This window comes from Capnocytophaga bilenii (assembly GCF_017565765.1).
Taxonomy (GTDB): Bacteria; Bacteroidota; Bacteroidia; order Flavobacteriales; family Flavobacteriaceae; genus Capnocytophaga; species Capnocytophaga bilenii.
Genome location: NZ_JAGDYP010000001.1, coordinates 269,092 through 288,772 on the forward strand (window position 1 = coordinate 269,092; position 19,681 = coordinate 288,772).

22 protein-coding genes are annotated in these 19,681 nt (G+C 37.2%); 14 read left to right on the top strand and 8 right to left on the bottom strand.

All coding sequences use genetic code 11. The annotated features are described in order from the left end of the window. Positions 1 to 97 precede the first annotated feature (97 nt). Positions 98 to 604, bottom strand: coding sequence for a hypothetical protein (locus tag J4N46_RS01375; RefSeq protein ID WP_208057682.1), 507 nt, complete (start codon positions 602 to 604; stop codon positions 98 to 100). A 241-nt stretch (positions 605 to 845) separates the two neighbouring features. Here J4N46_RS01375 and J4N46_RS01380 point away from each other — a divergent pair, with 241 nt between their 5' ends. Then, on the top strand, positions 846 to 1,061 hold the full coding sequence (locus J4N46_RS01380; RefSeq protein WP_236013526.1) for a hypothetical protein: 216 nt from the start codon (positions 846 to 848) through the stop codon (positions 1,059 to 1,061). A 382-nt stretch (positions 1,062 to 1,443) separates the two neighbouring features. Here the strand turns inward: J4N46_RS01380 and J4N46_RS13040 are convergent, their stop codons facing one another. Next, the gene (locus tag J4N46_RS13040) at positions 1,444 to 2,091 is read right to left on the bottom strand and encodes an IS256 family transposase, variant Zn-binding type (RefSeq protein ID WP_449506356.1); all 648 of its coding nucleotides are present in this window, start codon (positions 2,089 to 2,091) and stop codon (positions 1,444 to 1,446) included. A gap of 123 nt (positions 2,092 to 2,214) precedes the next feature. Here J4N46_RS13040 and J4N46_RS12990 point away from each other — a divergent pair, with 123 nt between their 5' ends. Continuing rightward, positions 2,215 to 2,391 carry a tyrosine-type recombinase/integrase gene (locus J4N46_RS12990; protein WP_236013541.1) on the top strand — a complete coding sequence of 59 codons (177 nt, stop codon included), beginning with the start codon at positions 2,215 to 2,217 and terminating at the stop codon, positions 2,389 to 2,391. 57 nt (positions 2,392 to 2,448) lie between these two features. Here the strand turns inward: J4N46_RS12990 and J4N46_RS01395 are convergent, their stop codons facing one another. The 4 genes from J4N46_RS01395 to J4N46_RS01410 form a co-directional block, all read right to left on the bottom strand. Beyond that, positions 2,449 to 3,474 carry a restriction endonuclease subunit S gene (locus tag J4N46_RS01395; protein WP_208057687.1) on the bottom strand — a complete coding sequence of 342 codons (1,026 nt, stop codon included), beginning with the start codon at positions 3,472 to 3,474 and terminating at the stop codon, positions 2,449 to 2,451. Continuing rightward, positions 3,464 to 5,227, bottom strand: a complete 1,764-nt coding sequence (locus tag J4N46_RS01400; protein ID WP_208057689.1) for an HsdM family class I SAM-dependent methyltransferase — start codon at positions 5,225 to 5,227, stop codon at positions 3,464 to 3,466. The genes J4N46_RS01395 and J4N46_RS01400 overlap by 11 nt, the downstream gene beginning before the upstream one ends. 5 nt (positions 5,228 to 5,232) lie before the next feature. Then, positions 5,233 to 5,436, bottom strand: a complete 204-nt coding sequence (locus J4N46_RS01405) for a helix-turn-helix domain-containing protein (protein ID WP_208057691.1) — start codon at positions 5,434 to 5,436, stop codon at positions 5,233 to 5,235. Between the two features lie 314 nt (positions 5,437 to 5,750). Continuing rightward, positions 5,751 to 6,335, bottom strand: a complete 585-nt coding sequence (locus J4N46_RS01410) for an NUDIX hydrolase (protein ID WP_208057694.1) — start codon at positions 6,333 to 6,335, stop codon at positions 5,751 to 5,753. A 6-nt stretch (positions 6,336 to 6,341) separates the two neighbouring features. Here J4N46_RS01410 and pyrE point away from each other — a divergent pair, with 6 nt between their 5' ends. The 12 genes from pyrE (at position 6,342) to J4N46_RS01470 (ending at position 16,979) form a co-directional block, all read left to right on the top strand. Next, positions 6,342 to 6,983 carry an orotate phosphoribosyltransferase gene (gene pyrE / locus J4N46_RS01415; RefSeq protein WP_208057696.1) on the top strand — a complete coding sequence of 214 codons (642 nt, stop codon included), beginning with the start codon at positions 6,342 to 6,344 and terminating at the stop codon, positions 6,981 to 6,983. A gap of 671 nt (positions 6,984 to 7,654) precedes the next feature. Beyond that, entirely contained in the window at positions 7,655 to 8,425 is a 771-nt protein-coding gene (locus J4N46_RS01420; protein ID WP_208057698.1) for a DUF695 domain-containing protein, read from the top strand. 27 nt (positions 8,426 to 8,452) lie between these two features. Next, positions 8,453 to 8,845: an SRPBCC family protein gene (locus tag J4N46_RS01425; protein ID WP_208057700.1), complete on the top strand. Its 393-nt coding sequence runs from the start codon at positions 8,453 to 8,455 to the stop codon at positions 8,843 to 8,845. Next, entirely contained in the window at positions 8,846 to 9,913 is a 1,068-nt protein-coding gene (aroC, locus tag J4N46_RS01430) for a chorismate synthase (protein WP_208057705.1), read from the top strand. Between the two features lie 12 nt (positions 9,914 to 9,925). After that, positions 9,926 to 10,207 carry a hypothetical protein gene (locus J4N46_RS01435; RefSeq protein ID WP_208057706.1) on the top strand — a complete coding sequence of 94 codons (282 nt, stop codon included), beginning with the start codon at positions 9,926 to 9,928 and terminating at the stop codon, positions 10,205 to 10,207. A gap of 2 nt (positions 10,208 to 10,209) precedes the next feature. Continuing rightward, positions 10,210 to 10,566: a hypothetical protein gene (locus J4N46_RS01440; protein ID WP_208057707.1), complete on the top strand. Its 357-nt coding sequence runs from the start codon at positions 10,210 to 10,212 to the stop codon at positions 10,564 to 10,566. Between the two features lie 10 nt (positions 10,567 to 10,576). After that, a complete protein-coding gene (locus tag J4N46_RS01445; RefSeq protein WP_208057711.1) occupies positions 10,577 to 11,356 on the top strand; it encodes a DpnI domain-containing protein in 780 nt (259 codons plus the stop codon). Continuing rightward, on the top strand, positions 11,343 to 11,648 hold the full coding sequence (locus J4N46_RS01450; RefSeq protein ID WP_208057712.1) for a DpnD/PcfM family protein: 306 nt from the start codon (positions 11,343 to 11,345) through the stop codon (positions 11,646 to 11,648). The genes J4N46_RS01445 and J4N46_RS01450 overlap by 14 nt, the downstream gene beginning before the upstream one ends. Positions 11,649 to 11,668: 20 nt before the next feature. Further along, positions 11,669 to 12,745 (top strand): AI-2E family transporter, encoded by a 1,077-nt coding sequence (locus J4N46_RS01455; RefSeq protein WP_208057713.1) that lies wholly within the window; start codon positions 11,669 to 11,671, stop codon positions 12,743 to 12,745. Between the two features lie 2 nt (positions 12,746 to 12,747). Further along, positions 12,748 to 14,364, top strand: coding sequence for a DKNYY domain-containing protein (locus J4N46_RS01460; RefSeq protein ID WP_208057714.1), 1,617 nt, complete (start codon positions 12,748 to 12,750; stop codon positions 14,362 to 14,364). Positions 14,365 to 14,521: 157 nt separating this feature from the next. Beyond that, on the top strand, positions 14,522 to 15,919 hold the full coding sequence (gene lpdA / locus J4N46_RS01465) for a dihydrolipoyl dehydrogenase (RefSeq protein ID WP_208057715.1): 1,398 nt from the start codon (positions 14,522 to 14,524) through the stop codon (positions 15,917 to 15,919). 91 nt (positions 15,920 to 16,010) lie between these two features. Further along, a complete protein-coding gene (locus J4N46_RS01470; RefSeq protein WP_208057716.1) occupies positions 16,011 to 16,979 on the top strand; it encodes a polyprenyl synthetase family protein in 969 nt (322 codons plus the stop codon). 64 nt (positions 16,980 to 17,043) lie between these two features. On the opposite strand, the gene J4N46_RS01475 is transcribed toward J4N46_RS01470, so the two are convergent. Together J4N46_RS01475 and pdhA are read right to left on the bottom strand one after the other, a co-directional pair. Next, a complete protein-coding gene (locus tag J4N46_RS01475; protein ID WP_208057717.1) occupies positions 17,044 to 18,642 on the bottom strand; it encodes a dihydrolipoamide acetyltransferase family protein in 1,599 nt (532 codons plus the stop codon). A 35-nt stretch (positions 18,643 to 18,677) separates the two neighbouring features. Then, positions 18,678 to 19,676, bottom strand: a complete 999-nt coding sequence (pdhA, locus tag J4N46_RS01480; RefSeq protein ID WP_009415929.1) for a pyruvate dehydrogenase (acetyl-transferring) E1 component subunit alpha — start codon at positions 19,674 to 19,676, stop codon at positions 18,678 to 18,680. Between the last annotated feature and the right edge of the window lie 5 nt (positions 19,677 to 19,681).

The following is a 19,681-nucleotide window of genomic DNA, read 5'->3' on the forward strand; positions in this document are numbered from 1 at the left end:
TAAAGTTGTTTTGAATGGTGCGGGACGAGACTTCGGGTCTCTATAAGCCTTCACCCCTCCGGGAGGCAAATTGATAATAATTCAGTTTGCCTCCTTGTTATTTAAATCGCTCTGTATTTACTTGTAACACTCTTTTATCAGGCATAATAAAGGTGATTGCTTCTATATTTTCTGCACGTTTTTGTTTAAATGTTGCTTTTAGCATATCAAAAGCTTCTCTATTAGACTCTAATTCTTGGGTAAAATGAATAATAACTTCTGAAACCTCCTGTTTATTAGCTTCTTTCAAAGCATTCTGAATCGCGTTTTTACCATTAGTACTTTCTGCTACTTTTATATCTACATATTTTAAAGTCTGCAAATTAAAAGCATCAGGGTTCTTCTTCCCATCTTGAATTACGGGTAATAAACGATACTGCTTGCCATTATTAGCCAAAATTTTCAAAGCCTCAATATTCTTGTATTTTTCAGTCTTGCTTTGCGAACCTTGGTTAAACTTCTCTACAATACCACCATTAACACTTTCATACATCACACTGAAAGTGATTTCGTTGTATCGCTCTCTAAGAACAATATGCTTTTTTGTGGTAGGAATATGTTTCATAACTTATTTATCTTTAAAATTGGCTAACATTCTAACAACTAAATACTAGCCCCTGCTGGCGCGAGCTTGTAGCTCGTGCCTACTATAATTAAGAGCGTGTCGCTCATTCCTTATCAATTACTTCCCCCCTTACTTGCGTAAATAATGTTTAAACTCACTTGTTAATTTTTTCTCTCTAAGAAGCTGTTTAAACTTTTTCCTATAATAAAATAAAAGTTCCCGAAAATTAGTAATTTTGTGTTTGAAAAAAAAAGAACACCAAAAATCAGGAACTTTGGACAAAAATACAATAAATAATTGGATTATTCCCTTTTTAAGTGTAGGAAAAAGAGGATTTAAAAGTAATTTTGATTTGGCTTCAATATTTTTAGGTATAATGGAGAAAATTCAGGCTGTTTTTTACACCCACTTTTTGGATAATATAGAAAACTGTCTTACCTTTGCCTCATCTGTATGAAACGGAAATAGGCTCTGCTGGGGAGCAACCTATCAGGGATAATACAGATGTTATACAAAATGTTGATAAGAGGTTGTCTGTTTTATGGCAACCTCTTTTTATCAATATTTTGGCAACCCTATACCTTTAAAAACCCTTCAATAAATTTCTTCTTTCTGTCTAACGATAAACCGTTATGATTTCTAAGTTTATTCTTTAAATCGGCAAAATGTCCATCAATAGCATTGGTTGTATTAGGTATATTTAGCTCTATATTATCATAGCAAGTAAAAAGCCAAGATAAGTTATTTTTTAGGCTTCTATAGGTACTTCTTAGTTTCTTATGGGTGTAAAATGTTTTATTATTCAATAGATTAACACTTCTTTCTTTAAGGAAGTCTTTCTATTTTTCATACCATAGCCCTAATGCTCCTTCAAACGATTCTTTGTCGGTATTGGTCAATAAATTTAAAACATTCATCAGTTCTTGCCCTGCTTGAAGTTTAGGCTTCTTTGTTAAATACCTTACCACAATTTGCTTTTGGTGAAACTGACACATCTGAACAGGAATGTCTTTAAATGACTGCAATAGTCCTTTTCTTCCATCACAAACAATGGCTAAGATTTCAAATCCTTTGTTTATAAGTTCTTGAATACCTTGTATATACAAGGCGTTTGTTTCAGTCTTTACATAGTATTTTAAGAGATTTTCTTTAGTTATAGCATCTTTAAAAAGCATTACTCCAAATGTTCTTCCCCAATATGTTGTATCCATTAAAACAATCACTTTTCGAGCTATTTTAGCCTCTTTTTTGACTGAATAACTATCTAATTTCCTTTTGATTGTTTTTGCTGAACAAGCGTGTTTTTCGGCTAATTGAGCATAAGTTTGTTTACCTTTAACATACTCTTCTATCCAAAGCTGCTCTTTGTCTAAAGAAACTTGTCGCTTAGCTAAGAATTGCTTCCCACAAGCATAGCATTTGTAACGCTGAATACCATTTACCTTGCCATTTTTCTTGGCTATTTTACTGCTACAGTAAAAGCATATTTTTTGTTCATATTTTCAAATGCTTGCAAAGGTAGATAAAATAAGGGCTTACACAACTTTTTAGCCTGAATTTTGTCCATTAAGCCATTTTTTGAAACATCGCTCAGTCGAATACAGATAGGTATGCACCTTAAAGCGATTGGCTTAGCTTGTGGCATTCGGCAACCACTTTCATTTCATGTCGGTCGCCATTCCTTCGGCACACTGACATTAGAAGCAGGTGTACCCATTGAGAGCATCGCTAAGATGATGGGGCATGCCTCCATTGCAAACACAAATTTATGCTCAGATTACGGATAGCAAGATTTCAAGGAATATGGATAGGCTGATAGAGAAGAATCTAGCTAACATTCGTCTTTAGACTGTATGAAGCAACTTCTGATTATTTTCCATAGTACTCAATGCTATAGAAATATAATCTTTCATATAACTCCAATCAGGAGCCCCTGATGTATCGACTGGGAGCTTCAACTTAGTCTTATTCATAAGGTCTTTGGTCCACTTTTCATCAAACTTAAAACGCTTGCCTACATTTCGAATGAGGGGAATGAGAAATAGTGCGATTTCTTTAGATAAGTGATGAGTTTTCAAGTTCAAGACATTCACATCATCAGATGCCCAAAAAGGTTTGTCTTGATAAAACGCTTCACCTACTGAACCATTATAATTTACAGTAATTGTATTAGCAGGATGCAAATGAGTTGTATTTGCAATATGTGCAGTAACACCATTGTTGATAGCACTTGCTCCAATAAATCTTATATCACCATCTTTCATATTGGCTTTTGTTAGCCGCTTCCCTTTCTCGATATTGAACAAATCTGAAAATAAAAACTCGCTCCACTGTTTGATTTTTAACTGTTTTTCACAACAGAGAGGGGGGGTAGAAAGTAGCAATAGATCAAGATGCTTGTTCTGTTTTGCTATCACCTGTTTTATGTAATTCTCCATATATGCCCAATCTGGTTGCCCTTGAGTATCAATTGGTAATGGCAAAAGCGTTCGCATATAACTATTAAGACGAAACTGGTCTTTATAGCTGTACATTTCTGACAGATACTGTAATACACCAACAATATAAATGAGTTCAAGTTCTGTCCTATGTTGTCCATTTAAAACGAGAACATTGTCATCAGCATAGAATGAGTAATTGCGATAAAATACATTTCCGAACATATCAATAGTGATATTTCGACCTGAAAACAACTCTCCTCCTTTGGCTATATACGCTGCTACTCCTTGCCTTTCCATTCCTGCGGTAACTAATGGAATCTCTCCATCAATTCTATCACTTTGTTTAAGGCGAGTACCCCTTGTTGGAGTTCCAAATATCTCTTCCATCGGGAACTTAGTCCACTTAGAAACATCTATCTTATTCTTCATTTTTTGTGTGTAGACTTATGTTTACATCATTTCCGTGTTGTGTAATAGAACTTGAATACATCACTTTACTAATGAGATTTTCTTGGAACACCCTGACATCTATACCTTGCTGAAACATGAGGTAATCCATTACGGTTTTATTGAAATCCTCCTCATATATCTCAAACTCTTTCATTGGCATCTGATACGATAGATGCTCATTGGGGTTTATCCACTGAATAGTATCATTTCCCGACTGCTTTTGTATTACTTCTACCCAATAGTCCTCAATCTCTTGCCATCGGTCTTTGACATCTTGACGACCCTGATTTTTTACTGTTTCAAGCCCATCGTCTTCAATATAGCAAGCAAAAATTTCTCTATTGCCATGAGGTGTGCCAGACTTGAAAATGAATACAGATGTAGTAACCCCCTCCGAGAAAATATTTTCAGGGAGTTTAATAATTTTGAGAAGAGTGTGGTACTTCAGTATTCGTTTTGCCTTTTGCACTTTCTCCATTTTCTTGTCTGGCATAATAAAGGCACATACAGCATCCTTAGCAACGCTATCCAAAGTGTTCTTGACAATATCGATACATCCATATTTGTTCTCAAAAGGAGGGTTCATCAAGACTTTTGTTATTCCTTTTGACTGTATCCACTTCTTTGCTTCGTCTCGCCTTGCGTCTAATTGTTCAAGGTTGGTCTTTCCATCCTTATGAATCAACATATTAGCACAAGCTAATGCGAAAATTTCTCGATCAAACTCAATCCCGTAGAGTTGTTCTTGTTTAATCTGTTTAGCTTTATGAGTACGGTTACCACCAGCTTCGTCAACCATATTACACATAGCCTTTACTAGGAAAGAGCCTGAGCCACATGCCGCATCCAATACAATGTCATCTTTATTTGTCTCAGTCAATCGATACATCAATGATGTGATATGGTCAGGGGTAAAGACTTGTCCTTGTTCGGATTTTCCCTTGTAGCGATTGAACTCGTTAAAGAAGATTGCCATAACATCTTCTCCCTGCCAAAAGTCAGAATTGATATTGTCTGATATTTCTTCAACACAAGCAATAAAATCATCTATCGCCTCTTGATTGTTGGTAATATTCATTCTGATTTCTGAATACACCTCCAGCAATAGATTTAGCTTAGAATTCTGAGCAATAGCTTCTTCGTAAGACTTTGACAAGGTATCAAAAATAGATTGACGGAAGGTATTGTAGCTCATTCCTTTGGTCAGTACTGCTCCATAACGTTTTGCCACCAAGGCACAAGCAGTAAATATCATTCGGTGGTTTAGATTTTTGATACCAAAGCTAAAGTGAAGCGTGTCATTAATCCTCTTAGTTAATCGAAAAATCTTGGACTTGTCAATCAGATTTTCCGCAAACAGATTGAGGTAATATTCTTTATTGTGTAATTCAGTTTCGCCTTGTAATTTCTCTCCATTCTTAAAAACCACTATATCTTCGCCGTTGTAGAGAATACCTACCACTTTGGCATATTGAGAAGAGGCAATCTTGCAATTTTTCAGCAATTCCGCTATTTGTTGTTCTTTCAAAGGCGTAACTACACTCTTCACTTCAAGAATGATGGCGGGGAACATTTTTTCATTAGGTAGGTACCAACCATCTGGGCGGTCACTTACTCCTTTGAAGCCAAGCTGATTAAATGTGGTTAGCTGACCGACACCAGCTTTTGCTGTTTCGGTATCCTCTAACCCTAATTTATGCTTAGCTAGATCTCTAACCTTGTCCTCTGTCATAAACTCTAAAACACTAAATCCTTTGGTGACACTCCGAGCAAATCCGCAATTTTGAAAATGGTTTTAAGATTGGGCTGTTTGCGATTACAGACATAAGCATTTGTAATGCTAAAAGACACCCCAAGTTGCTCCGCAAGCCATACTTGCGTATACCCCTTAGCTTTTAACTGCTCTTTGATGAGATTGCCACGTCCTTTATCTTGTGCCATATTGAAGCTGTTTAAACTTTTTCTTATAATAAAATAAAAGTTCCCGAAAATTAGTAATTTTGTGTTTGAAAAAAAAAAGAACACCAAAATTCAGGAAATTTGGGCAAAGATACAATAAATAGTTGGATTATTCTCTTTTTAAGTGTAGGAAAAAGAGGAAAAAACTTTTACCCCCTATCTACCCCTCAAATCTGCTAATTCCCTAATTCCCAAATTCCCTAATTCCCAAATTTGCTAATTTGCTAATTTTCTAATTCCCTAATTTTCTAATTCCCTAATTTTCTAATTCCCCAATTTTCTAATTCCCTAATTTGCTAATTGAATATTTTTTGTATATTCTTATAAGAGCTTTTTGCCAATTCTTTGGCGGTAGCCTCATCCTTCCAGCATACTTTTTCTATACCCTCTTCCGTTTGGGGTACTAATTTCTTCTTATAAGTAGTCGTCATATCATACCAGTAAGTTTCTTTCAGAAAGTAGTGTCCATCGCGTTTAAATATGTGGTAAGTAATCGTCCTAAAACGCTGTATGAGCAGCTTTTTCACCCCCGTTTCTTCCTCCACTTCGCGCAGCGCACAAGTAGCAATATTTTCGCCCTTTTCTTTCTTTCCTTTAGGCAAATCCCACTTGCCGTTTCGTTTGATGAGCAGCACCTTACCCTCCTGATTATACACTATCCCACCCCCTGCTTTTATGGTGGGGATAAGCTGCTTAAATTTCTTCATAAGTTTCTCAGCCTTAGGGTGATAGAGGTATATTCTCTCTACCTCTTTATGGCTTAGTGCTTCGATGATTTCATCAAGGCTTACATCTTTTAACCGAAAATATTTTTCGTTCTCAATATTTTCTTGTACATTTGTCAAAATAATCGACTTATTGTCTAAAAATATTTCATTCATAACATTATGATATTAGATAACACTACGGCACAAAGTACCGCCGAATTTTTACTGCAAATTAACGCAATAAAATTGAATTCTGAAAATTATTTTACTTGGGCGAGTGGCTGGAAATCGCCTATTTATTGCGACAACCGCATAATCCTCTCATTTCCAGAGGTTCGCAATTACGTAGCCAATACTATGGCTACCTATATAAAAAGCCATTATCCCACTGCCGAAGTAGTAGCAGGCGTAGCCACAGGGGCTATTGGTATGGGTATGTTAGTAGCCAACGTGCTGGGGTTGCCTTTCGTATATGTACGCCCTGAGCCTAAAAAACACGGTCGTCAGAACCAGATAGAAGGCTTGCTAACAGCAGGACAGCGCGTAATTGTTATTGAAGACCTTATCAGCACAGGTATGAGCAGCCTCAATGCAGTAAAAGCCCTCCGCGACTTTGGGGCTGAGGTATTAGGTATGGTAGCTATCTTCTCTTATAATTTTGAGGTAGCCAATGCTAATTTTGCCACTGAAAAGCTCACCCTCCACACCCTCAGCGATTACGACCATCTGCTCGTCAAAGCCTTAGAAATAGGCTATATCGGCGAACACGAACTCGATACCCTCAAAGAATGGCGCAAAAGCCCCGACACGTGGCGCAATTAACAAATTGACAAACTATTAGTCAAAACATTGCGAATCTTTCAATAAATCTATAATTAGCAAAATAGCAAATCGAAAAAATAATCACCCTTGATAATCAGCGTTTTAAAGATTAACTTACTCCTTTTTTTGGATATAGGAAGGATATAGGAACACCGAAGGAAGAACGAACCTATACCGAACACATACCGAACATAAGACGATACAACACTGAATTTCAATCGTTTAACCACCTTACCACACAATTAAAAGATTCGCAATAAAAACCAAAGAATATTAATAAATTCGCAATATAAAAGATTGTGCGGCTCACACTCTCACCCGTCCCACTTGTCCCACCCGTCCCACCGAAGGTTCAGTGAAGGTTCAGCGAAGGATGAGCGAAGGATAAGCGAAGGAAAGTCCGCGAGCTGGCGCAGCGGAGTATGTGACGAAGGAAAGTCCGCGAGCTGGCGCAGCTCGCACTCTCACCCGTCCCACCCGTCTTACCTGTCCCACCGAAGGTTCTGCGAAGGATAAATATGCGCCACATACTTTGACAAACTTTAAGAGTTTGTCAAAGTTTACAAAACTGATAATCAATCACTTTTATTTACATTGTAGGGCTGATTTGCAAATCGCCCTTACAAAACAAAACTTTTTGGATACCCTCAATAATTAAAAAAAGAATAACTATGCAAAAAATAGAAATCCCCGAAAACTGGGCAGTCTATATCGGTAGAGTAGAAGATAAGCCCGCTGTGTTTCGCATCAATTTAGGTATAGGCGAAACCGATTTCCCTATAGAGGGTTACACCCAATGCGTAAGGCTAAACCTTGTGCTTAAAGCACCCGATGAGCACGGTTTTACTACCGATGAGGAAAGAGAACGCCTCTATAACATTGAAGATATTATAATGCCTTCGCTAAAAGAAACCGATTTTTTAGCAGGAGTTGTAACCTATCAAGGCAATACAACGTGGTTTTACTATACCCAAAACGCTCCTCTATTGGTAGCCAATATCGAAAAGGCTTTCACAAATATTGCCGACTACGAACCTGAAATACGTATCGTAGATGACCCTAATTGGGAGATATATTCCGACTATCTTTACCCCAATATCTACGAACATCAAAGCATCAAAAACAGTGCGGTACAGCGCCATTGCGAAGAGTCAGGCGACCATACCGACCAAGAACGCCCTATAGAACATTGGCTGTACTTTGATACTGAAAAAGATATGAATAGTGCCCTTAGCAAAGTAATAGCTTTGGGGTATAAGGTAGAAGATAGCGGTAGGGTAGAGCCCGAAGAAGAAGACGCTCCCCAAGAACCTTACTACCATCTCATAGTTTCTAAAGTAAATACAATCGATGATATTAACGGCGACACTTGGGATTTGATAGATGTTGCCCTCGATACCAATGGTCAGTATGACGGCTGGGAAACCGTTTTAGTAAAATAACAATTAACCATTAAATAATTAATCATTGTGAACTTAGAATCTCCAAAAACAATCGTCCCAAAAAGTGCAAAAGACCTCTTTGCTCTTTTAGAAAAAGTTGAAAACTTTGAACGCCTAATGCCCGACAACATCAGCAAATTTCAAAAACTTAGCGACACTTCTTTTGTGTTTGCCCTGAAAGGAATGCCCGAAATTTCATTAGAAAAGAAAAGCGCTACCCCCGATAGTCAGTTAGTATTAGGCGAAGCAAATGGCAAAATCCCTTTTCAGCTTACTACCAATATTGCTGAAATATCAGATAAGGAAAGCGAAGTACAACTGCTTTTCAAAGGGGACTTCAACCCTGTAATGGCGATGATGGTCAAAACGCCCATTAGCAAGTTTATAGAAGTATTAGTAACCAAAATGAAGGACTTATAAATGGCAGGCAATAGCTTTGGTACACTTTTTAGGCTCACCACCTTTGGCGAGTCGCACGGCGAAGCATTAGGAGGCATCATCGATGGTTGCCCTCCTAATATCCTTTTAGATTTTGAAGCCATACAGCACGAACTCAACCGCCGCCGTCCGGGGCAATCAGCTATTGTTACCCAGCGCAAAGAGGGCGACAAGGTACGCTTCCTTTCGGGTATTTTAGATGGCAAAACTACCGGCACTCCCATTGGTTTTATCATTGAAAACGAAAATCAGCATTCAGCCGATTATGCCCATATAGCCGAAGTATACCGCCCCAGCCACGCCGATTATGTGTATCAACAGAAATATGGCATTCGCGATGTTCGTGGGGGCGGACGCTCATCAGCACGCGAAACGGTGAGCCGTGTGGTAGCAGGAGCTATTGCCAAACAGGTACTCAAAGGAATACAAATCAATGCCTATGTGTCGAGTGTAGGCGAACTTTCCCTTACCCAACCCTACACTAATCTTGATTTAGCCATAGCCGAAACCAATGCCGTACGCTGTCCCGACCCTATCTTAGCCGAACAAATGGAAGCCTATATCAAAGCCATACGCAAGGAGGGCGATACGGTGGGCGGAGTGGTAAGCTGTGTGGTAAAAGGGGTACCCGTAGGTTGGGGCGAACCTGTATTTGATAAGCTCCACGCACAACTCGGCAAAGCGATGCTCTCTATCAATGCCGTAAAAGGCTTTGAGTATGGCAGTGGCTTTGCGGGTACAACAATGCGAGGCAGTCAGCACAACGACCTTTTCAATCCCGATGGCACTACCCAAACCAACTATTCAGGGGGCATACAAGGAGGCATTAGCAATGGTATGGATATTTATTTTCGGGTAGCATTCAAGCCAGTAGCAACCCTTATGCAGTCACAACCCGCCCTTGATAGCCAAGGCAACATTGTAGAGATGCAAGGCAAAGGCAGACACGACCCCTGCGTAGTACCCCGTGCCGTCCCCATTGTCGAAGCAATGACCGCAGTGGTACTATTAGATTTTTACCTGATTAATGAGACTATAAAAACATTTTAAGGTGTATTAACTATGCTTGATATACTCAAAAATAATTGGAGTGATGCACAAATAGTAGATGTATCTTATCAGAAAGGAATATTACTATTAGCATTAAAAGACTATCAAAATACAATACATAAGTACCTTTTTGAGAATGTCATTGCATTATCATTTGAGAATTATCTCAATGAAGATATTAGTGAAATACGTTCTTCTTTCCAAAAAGAAGAAAATGATACCATTTGCCAAATAGTCATTCTATCGGCTTGGACAAATAAAGAAATTGTACGTTTTTCATTTTTCACATATTAACTATGGCAGCAGAAGCTTATGTAATATTTGAAGATACTACTTGGTATCAAAAACATAAAGAAGAAATCAGAGAACAAATTTTTCTGTTAGATACTTATGTGGGTCATCCAATACAAATAGGCAACTATCTAATGAAAGAAGGTGAATATTGGCTAAAAGGTACTGAGAGTAAACCTCCTCCAACTGATTGGCCATATAGTGTACGTATCTTTTTAGATCAAGAGGTCTATATTTTTATAGAAATCAGTGCACACCCACCAAGTATAGAAAGAACCCTCACTCAATTTTTAAATTGGATAAGAAAGCAAACCCCTATTGTTTTTCAAGATGAAGATGGAGAGGATTTTGGTTATCAATGATTAAAAAAATATGAACTTAGCTTTCAATGTAAATTTAGCTTATGGCTATAAAAATAACTCCCAAATAGCAAGATTACTGACTGAGAATTGGGTTTTAAATAATTGTTATTGTCCAAATTGTGGAGCATTACCATTAAATGAGTTTGAAAATAATCGTCCAGTTGCTGATTTTTATTGTAATAGTTGTAAAGAAGAGTTTGAATTGAAAAGCAAAAATGGGAAGTTGTCAAAAACTATTACAGATGGTGCTTATTCTACAATGATAGAAAGAATAAACTCTGAAAATAATCCTAATTTTTTCTTTTTGACTTATACAAAAAGTTGGACTGTTGATAATTTTCTGATTATACCTAAGCAATTTTTTATACCTGAGATTATCATAAAAAGACCTCCACTTGCAGAAACTGCCCGACGAGCAGGTTGGATAGGATGTAATATAGATATCTCAAAAATAGTTGATATAGGAAAGGTATTTTTAGTTAAGAATGAACAAATCATAGACAGAGATATTGTAAAAGAAGCTTTTAGAAAAACCTTATTCTTGCGATTAAAAAATAAAGAATCAAAAGGTTGGCTTTTAGATGTTATGGCTTGTGTAGATACCATAAGAAAAGAATATTTTACTCTTGATGAAGTCTATAAATTTGAAGAAAAATTAAAGCAAAAATACCCAAATAATAATTTCATCAAAGATAAAATAAGACAACAGCTACAACTTTTAAGAGATAAAGGAATTATTGAATTTATTGGGCGTGGTAACTATAAAAAAGTAAAATATGGAAACATTTAAGATTGAAATTCAAGAATTATTATCAGAAACTATTGAAATTCAAGCCGAAAACATAGAAGAAGCTATTGAGAAAGTAAATCAAATGTACAGAAAGGAGGAAATAGTTTTAGATTATAGCAACCTTGTAGATAAAAAAATAATACCCCAAACCCTAATGAATGAAAAAGAAATTCTGATAAAAGAAATTATAGAATATTTATATATAGAAGAGAAAAAACATTTTGAAGAATTAGAAGAACCTGATAATCATATTTTTTCTAAAATAAAGAAACTAAAAAACTTGATAGATTAGATTAAAAATAAAAACCGTTTATGACCTCAAAAGAAATAGCAAATGGCATATTGCGTGCCGTAGCAATCATTGTTTTAGTAGTATTAGGGCTATACACCCTTTATTTGCTACAATCTATTATCGTTTATCTTATCGTTTCATTAGTACTAACACTAATGGGCAAACCCCTCATTCAGTTCTTCCACAAGCGACTGCGCATAAAAAGCCGTTCCCTCTGTGTTATTCTTACAATGACTATCTTTATCTTGCTAGCCTTGAGTGTGTTTAGCTTGTTTATACCGCTGCTCGTTTCGCAAGGCAAAAACCTTTCAGGACTTAATATTGATTTGCTCAAAAACAATCTCGATGACCTTATACAGCAGACTCTTAGCAAAATAGGGCTTAACCCTGAAGAATATTCTTTCGGAGTACAAGAAATTCTAAATTTTATTGATATTCCTAACTTCCTTAATTCCTTTATCTCTTTTATTAGTGATTTTGGAGTAGGTGCTTTTTCGGTACTCTTTATCAGCTTTTTCTTTATGAAAGACGGTGAAAAAATCCTTTTTGCCCTTCTTTCTACTTTCCCCTCTCATAGAAAACGAAAACTTAAAACTTCTATTTTCAAAATAAACAACCTTTTGTCTCGTTATTTCGTAGGGTTGATACTCCAAATTACTATACTTTTCGTTATTTACACCATTGTTTTACTTATTTTTGGGGTAGAAAATGCTTTTATCATAGCGTTGCTCTGTGCTATGCTTAATCTTATTCCTTATATAGGTCCTATGATAAGCTTTGTGCTAATGGCATTGCTAACGATGAGCAGCAACCTGCAAAACGACTTTATGAGCGTTAGCCTGCCTACAACTATCTACGTACTGATAGGCTTCTTAGTAGGGCAATTTATTGATAATGTGTTCTCGCAACCGCTTATTTTTTCAAATTCTGTAAAATCCACCGCCTTAGAGATTTTCCTTATTACTCTTATCAGTGGTACGCTTTTTGGAATGGTAGGTATGGTAGTAGCTATTCCCGCTTATACCGTCTTAAAAGTAGTTTTAAAAGAGTTTTTACCTAATAACAAATTGATAGGGCTAATTACTAAAAATATATAACTATGAAACAATTCTTATTATTTACATTACTCATTGGGTATTTGCCCTACTGCAAGGCGCAACCATTAGAGGTTATTAAGGCTACACAGGATAATAGTCTATCAGTACAGCGAACTATGAGTCCGAGTCGCTATGTGCGAGATGTTTACATTATGAATGAAACCTATGTAGTATATCAGGATTATGACCTTAGAAAAGTGTTCTACCCCGATATGGCTACATTTAAAGTCATAGACGAAGATTTTTCGGCAGATAAAAATAGCATTTACTATCAAGGGAAGTTGGTGAAGGTAGATACTACGGGCTTTAAGATTATTGGTAGTAAAGAAATCAAAGAGATTAAAGGCTGGTCTCGAGGAGTCGACAGGTATTATTGGCGTACCAACAAACAGGCTTTTTTTGGTACCAAACCTATTGCTATCTCCGATCCTGCTACTTTTGAAACTGTCACTTATTGCTATTTCAAAGACAAAAACCACGTGTATTACTACGACCAAATTATAGAGGGTATAAACCCTAATAAGATTAACGAAAAATTCACAGAAGACGACAGAATTTGTGATGATAAATTCTTGTATCGCAAAGGGAAACCTTTGTATTACAAGGGGGAACCCGTACAGCAAATTTCATCACTGATATTCAAAACATCTAAGTATGTACTGGGGTATAAGTGGGAAGACGATGAAACTAAGTCTATTTTTACAGAATTACATTCGGAAGATTTTGATATTCCTACCCTTAAAACCTTAACCAATTACTATTTAATAGATAAAAACAGCCTTTATAATATCCCGAGCTACTACCCTGTGAGAGATGAGGGCTTTAGGGTGCCTATTGCTACTGAAGATTTACCCAATGTAAAGGCTTTCAAAAGTTTTGCTACCGATGGAAAATTGGTATATTACGGCAGAGAGCCTTTAGAAATGTATGATGCGGCTACCTTTGCCGAATTCCCTGAGGTAGATTATTATCAATACGATAAGAATGGAGTCTATAATTGGAGCCAAAAACTACCTTTCAGATACACCACACCACCTGTGTATGGTAAAAATCTATTTTATATAGATGGGGTTGTTTTGTATGAAAATCAGCTGTATCATCATTACCCTAAAACTCTTATAGATAACCTTACCGATAAGCAAATACAAGAGCTGAAAGATAAAAAAATAAGCTATAACGAATTATTAACCAACAATAATGATGCTATACAAGAGGATTATGACAGACCTAACCCCTACCCCAGCAAAACCGTTTACCAAGAAGTGAGTTATCCTTATTACAAAGACGCTAACAAGGTGTATTATTTTGACCGTTGGGCTGAAGATGGAAAACCCTTAAAAGAGGTAAAGGGGTATGATGCTGCAACCCTAAAAGAGGAGCGTAATGGCTTTTTGGTAGATAAAAATTATGTGTATTTCGGTAGATATAGGCTCGTAAAAAATAGAAATTTTGAGATATTGGCTATCTATACAGGGTATCGTATGGGTTGCAGCCGAGATACACACCCTCAATCAGATTTTTATCTTCTAAAAAACGTAGATGGTTATTGGCTTACCGAATTAGGAGGTGGAGCTAAAATTCGTTTCTTAGGTACTGAATTAGGAGATTTTGAACTGTAAGCTATAAATTATAAACACCATAAAGAATTATTTTTCAGATAATTATAACTTTAATACGAAAGAAGAACAATTAAAAAAGGAAAATAATGATGCTTGTTTAAAAAATATTTGTAACTTTGTAGCCTAATTATAAACTTGACAATTAAAATTAGAAAAAATGAGTAAATACGATGTTATTGTTTTAGGAAGCGGACCTGGTGGATATGTTACCGCTATTCGCGCTTCTCAATTGGGTTTTAAAACAGCCATTGTTGAAAAAGAAAACCTTGGAGGCGTTTGCCTCAATTGGGGTTGTATCCCTACAAAAGCACTACTAAAATCAGCTCAGGTATTTGAGTACTTAAAACACGCTAAAGACTACGGTATCAACGTAAATGAAGGTAGTTTTGACAAAGACTTCCCAGCAGTTATCAAGCGTAGCCGTGATGTAGCGGGTACTATGAGCAAGGGGGTTCAGTTCTTGATGAAAAAGAACAAAATTGATGTAATAATGGGGTATGGTACCCTAAAAGCTGGTAAAAAAATTGATGTAAAAGATAAAGATGGTAAAGTAACTGAATATAGTGCCGACCATATTATCATTGCTACAGGAGCTCGCTCACGTGAATTACCTGCTTTGCCTCAAGATGGTAAGAAAATCATTGGCTACCGCCAAGCACTTACTCTCCCTGAACAACCTAAAAAAATGATTGTAGTAGGTAGTGGTGCTATCGGTATTGAGTTTGCTTACTTCTACAACGCTATGGGTACTGAAATTACTATCGTAGAATTTATGCCTAACATCGTTCCTGTAGAAGATGAAGACATCTCTAAACAATTAGAAAAGAGCCTCAAAAAGTCTGGTATCAACATTATGACTTCTGCTGAGGTTACTAAAGTAGATACTTCAGGCAAGGGTGTAAAAGCCTTCGTAAAAACTGCTAAAGGTGAGGAAGTATTAGAAGCCGACATTCTTCTTTCGGCTGTAGGTATTAAAACTAATATTGAAAATATTGGCTTAGAAGCTGTAGGTATCAAAACAGAGCGCGATAAGATTTTGGTAAATGAGTTCTACCAAACTAACGTTCCTGGTTACTACGCTATTGGTGACGTTGTTCCTGGACAAGCTTTGGCTCACGTTGCTTCTGCTGAAGGTATCTTGTGTGTTGAAAAAATTAAAGGACTACACGTAGAACCGCTTAACTATGGTAACATACCTGGTTGTACTTATTGTACTCCTGAAATCGCTTCAGTAGGTCTTACCGAAAAACAAGCTAAAGAAAAAGGTTACCAAATAAAAGTAGGTAAATTCCCATTCACTGCATCAGGTAAAGCAAATGCTGCTGGTACTACCGAAGGGTTTATCAAAGTTATATTTGATGCTAAATACGGCGAATGGTTAGGCTGCCATATGATTGGTACAGGTGTTACTGATATGATTGCTGAAGCTGTAGTAGCTCGTAAATTAGAAACTACAGGGCACGAAATCATCAAAGCTGTTCACCCTCACCCTACAATGAGTGAAGGCGTAAAAGAGGCTGTAGCTGCAGCTTATGGTGAGGCTATTGACATTTAATATTTTAATTCATCTATTTCATAAACTGAAAACTCCAAACATATAAGATACTCTTACTTGTTTGGAGTTTTTTAATAAACAATTCTTTTTAATGTACTCCGTTGATTATTACCGTGAAGCTTTTTTAAAGCATCTTAACACTGCAATTACACTCAAAGAGCCTCGCAATTTATATGAGCCTATCCAATATATACTGCAACTTGGCGGCAAACGCTTGCGACCTGTATTGGCTCTCATAGCTGCTGATCTTTTTGATAGCAACTACCAAAAAGCAATGAATGTAGCTATAGCTATTGAAGTTTTCCATAACTTTTCATTAGTACACGATGATATTATGGATAAAGCTCCCCTCAGGCGTGGCAAACCTACCGTACACCAAAAATGGAATACCAATATAGGAATACTCTCTGGCGATGCTATGCTTATTATTGCATACCAACTCTTTGAAACCTATCCTCCTGAAATATTTGCCCAATTAGCCAAACTTTTTTCTAAAACAGCTTTAGAAGTATGCGAAGGACAACAATGGGATATGGACTTTGAAACAAAAACAGAAGTAAGTGTTGCTCGTTATACACAAATGATTCGCTATAAAACTGCCGTACTAATAGGAGCTGCATTACAAATGGGTGCTATTATAGCAGAAACTTCAGAAAAAAATCAGCAATATATTTATGACTTTGGAGTAGAAATAGGGCTTGCTTTTCAGCTACAAGATGACTATTTAGATGCCTTCGGCGATGAAAATTTTGGTAAAAAAATAGGAGGTGATATTATTGAAAATAAGAAAACTATACTATACTTAAAAGCTTTAGAATTAGCCAATGAAAACCAGCGAAAACAACTATTGCAATGGTACAACACTACAGAAGAAAGCGATGAAAAAATAAACAAAGTAAAACAACTATTCAAAGATACAAATGCAGCAACGCAAGTACGCGAAGCAATAGCTCAAACCACTAAGAATGCTCTGAGTATATTAGAAAAACTATCTATTTCAGAAGAAAAAGTACAATACCTAAAAGATTTTTCGTTAGATTTAATGGAACGTAATGTTTAGTTTAGGATATAGAAAAAGCCCCAAGCACTACAAAGTAACTTGGGGCTTATTTTTATCTCCTTAATTATGCAAGCATAGTTACAGGATTTTCTATATAAGCTTTCAATGTTTGTAAGAACTGAGCGCCGGTAGCACCGTCAATAGTACGGTGGTCACAAGCAAGAGTTACTTGCATAGTATGTCCCACTACTATTTGTCCATTCTTCACTACAGGTTTCTCAATAATAGCACCTACCGACAAGATTGCTGAGTTAGGCTGATTGATAATAGAAGTAAATACATCTACCCCAAACATACCCAAGTTAGACACTGTGAAAGTACTACCTTCCATTTCAGCAGGAGTCAATTTCTTATTGCGCGCTTTTCCTGCCAAATCTTTCACTAAAGCTCCTATTTGAGTAAGAGTTAATGAATCAGTAAATTTAATCACAGGTACTACCAAACCATCTTCAATAGCTACAGCTACACCCACATTCACGTGTTTGTTATACACTGTAGTATCTCCTTTCCAAGATGTATTTACTTGTGGGTGTTTCTTAAGTGCCATTGCACAAGCTTTCACTACCATATCATTGAAAGATATTTTGGTATCAGGCAAACTATTTATTTGAGCTCGTGATGCCATCGCATTATCCATATCTATTTCAATAGCCAAATAGTAGTGTGGCGCAGTAAATTTAGATTCTGATAAGCGTTTTGCAATAGTTTTACGCATTTGTGAGTTCTTCACTTCTTCAGTAACTTCCACACCCACAGGTATTACTGTTGGTATAGCCGCAGAAGCTGATGAGGCAGCAGGAGCAGCAGCTTTAGCACTCGGAGTAAAGTTTTCTACGTCTTTTCTTACAATACGTCCATTCTCTCCAGAACCTTTCACCTCAGCCAAGTTAATTCCTTTATCTTGTGCAATTTTCTTAGCAAGTGGCGAAGCAAATACACGATCATTAGCATTTGCTGGTGCAGCAGGAGCAGCCGCAGCAGCTGGCTTGCTTTCAGCCGCTGGTGCAGCCGCAGCAGCAGGAGCACTAGCACCACCTCCTTGCAAAGCTGCCAATACCGCATTTACATCAGTACCCGCAGGACCTATAATCGCCAATAATGAATCTACTGAAGCACTTTCGCCTTCTTTTAAACCTATATACAATAAAGTACCTGAATGGAAAGATTCAAATTCCATAGTAGCTTTATCAGTTTCTATTTCAGCAAGTATATCACCTTCTTTTACAGTATCACCCACTTTTTTCAACCAAGAAGCTACAGTACCTTCTGTCATAGTATCGCTCAAGCGAGGCATTGTAACCACTTCTACACCTGCAGGCATAGCCGCTGCAGGCGCACTTGCTACTTCAGCTACAGGTTTTGCTTCAGCCGCAGGTGCAGCCGCCGCAGGAGCTCCACCTCCTATAAGTGCCGAAATATCCTCTCCTTCTTTACCTATAATAGCCAAAAGAGTATCTACTTTAGCACCCTCACCTTCTTGCAAACCTATATATAATAGAGTCCCTGAATGAAAAGACTCAAACTCCATCGTAGCCTTATCTGTTTCTATTTCGGCTAAAATGTCACCTTCGTTTACTTTATCTCCTACTTTTTTAAGCCACTTTGCCACAACACCCTCTTCCATAGTGTCGCTAAGGCGTGGCATAGTAATAATTTCTGCCATTTATGTTGTTATTTTTATTAGTGTTTATCTCTATTTTACAATCTGCTAGGCAAGAATGGATAGTTTGGTTCAGCATAAACAACGTCATACATCACGTGTTTTTCTGGATAAGGTGATTCTTCTGCAAACTTCTCACACTCTGCTACGTGTTCTTTTACGCGTTCTTCTATAGCGTCCAATTCTGCATCAGTAGCATAACCCTTTTCTTTTATCACTTTTAGTACATTAGTAATAGGGTCATTCTCTTTTTGTTTCTCTACCTCTTCTTTTGTACGATAGTGTTGTGCATCCGACATTGAGTGCCCTCTATAACGATAAGTACGAATATCAAGCAAAGTAGGACCATCGCCTCTACGTGCACGTTCTACAGCCTCATACACTGCTTCCGCTACTGGCTCTGGGTGCATACCATCTACCTCTTGGCAAGGCATTTCGTAGCCCAAACCAAGCTTCCAAATATCCACGTGGTTAGCAGTTCTTTCTACTGATGTACCCATAGCGTAATGATTGTTTTCTACAATAAAAACTACAGGCAGTTTCCAAAGCATTGCTAGGTTAAGTGTCTCGTGAAAAGCTCCTTGACGTACAGCTCCATCACCCATAAATGTAAGGGTAACTGCTCCTCTATCAAAATACTTGTCAGCAAATGCCAAACCTGCACCCAATGCTATTTGTCCACCAACAATACCGTGTCCTCCATAAAAATTATGTTCTTTAGAAAAAATGTGCATAGAGCCACCTAATCCTTGTGAAGTACCAGTAGCCTTACCATACAATTCAGCCATAATACGGCGTGGATCTACTCCTAATCCTATGGGTTGTACGTGGCAACGATAAGAAGTAATCATCTTGTCTTTGGTCTTATCTATAGCGTGCAAACATCCTGCTGCCACTGCTTCCTGACCGTTATACAAGTGTAAAAAACCTCTTACTTTTTGCTGAATATAAACTGCTGCAAGTTTATCTTCAAACTTTCTCCAAAAAAGCATATCCTCGTACCATTTTAGGTACACTTCTTTATCAAATTCTTTCATTCGTT

Bases quoted from the DNA above. Each gene is read 5' to 3' on its own strand.
- J4N46_RS01375 (WP_208057682.1), bottom strand. From the start codon at position 604: ATGAAACATATTCCTACCACAAAAAAGCATATTGTTCTTAGAGAGCGA.
- J4N46_RS12990 (WP_236013541.1), top strand. From the start codon at position 2,215: ATGCACCTTAAAGCGATTGGCTTAGCTTGTGGCATTCGGCAACCACTT.
- aroC (WP_208057705.1), top strand. From the start codon at position 8,846: ATGGCAGGCAATAGCTTTGGTACACTTTTTAGGCTCACCACCTTTGGC.
- J4N46_RS01450 (WP_208057712.1), top strand. From the start codon at position 11,343: ATGGAAACATTTAAGATTGAAATTCAAGAATTATTATCAGAAACTATT.
- J4N46_RS01395 (WP_208057687.1), bottom strand. From the start codon at position 3,474: ATGAAGAATAAGATAGATGTTTCTAAGTGGACTAAGTTCCCGATGGAA.
- J4N46_RS01410 (WP_208057694.1), bottom strand. From the start codon at position 6,335: ATGAATGAAATATTTTTAGACAATAAGTCGATTATTTTGACAAATGTA.
- J4N46_RS01460 (WP_208057714.1), top strand. From the start codon at position 12,748: ATGAAACAATTCTTATTATTTACATTACTCATTGGGTATTTGCCCTAC.
- J4N46_RS01475 (WP_208057717.1), bottom strand. From the start codon at position 18,642: ATGGCAGAAATTATTACTATGCCACGCCTTAGCGACACTATGGAAGAG.
- lpdA (WP_208057715.1), top strand. From the start codon at position 14,522: ATGAGTAAATACGATGTTATTGTTTTAGGAAGCGGACCTGGTGGATAT.
- J4N46_RS01405 (WP_208057691.1), bottom strand. From the start codon at position 5,436: ATGGCACAAGATAAAGGACGTGGCAATCTCATCAAAGAGCAGTTAAAA.
- J4N46_RS01440 (WP_208057707.1), top strand. From the start codon at position 10,210: ATGGCAGCAGAAGCTTATGTAATATTTGAAGATACTACTTGGTATCAA.
- pdhA (WP_009415929.1), bottom strand. From the start codon at position 19,676: ATGAAAGAATTTGATAAAGAAGTGTACCTAAAATGGTACGAGGATATG.
- J4N46_RS01470 (WP_208057716.1), top strand. From the start codon at position 16,011: ATGTACTCCGTTGATTATTACCGTGAAGCTTTTTTAAAGCATCTTAAC.
- J4N46_RS01420 (WP_208057698.1), top strand. From the start codon at position 7,655: ATGCAAAAAATAGAAATCCCCGAAAACTGGGCAGTCTATATCGGTAGA.
- J4N46_RS01455 (WP_208057713.1), top strand. From the start codon at position 11,669: ATGACCTCAAAAGAAATAGCAAATGGCATATTGCGTGCCGTAGCAATC.
- J4N46_RS01400 (WP_208057689.1), bottom strand. From the start codon at position 5,227: ATGACAGAGGACAAGGTTAGAGATCTAGCTAAGCATAAATTAGGGTTA.
- J4N46_RS01445 (WP_208057711.1), top strand. From the start codon at position 10,577: ATGAACTTAGCTTTCAATGTAAATTTAGCTTATGGCTATAAAAATAAC.
- pyrE (WP_208057696.1), top strand. From the start codon at position 6,342: ATGATATTAGATAACACTACGGCACAAAGTACCGCCGAATTTTTACTG.
- J4N46_RS01435 (WP_208057706.1), top strand. From the start codon at position 9,926: ATGCTTGATATACTCAAAAATAATTGGAGTGATGCACAAATAGTAGAT.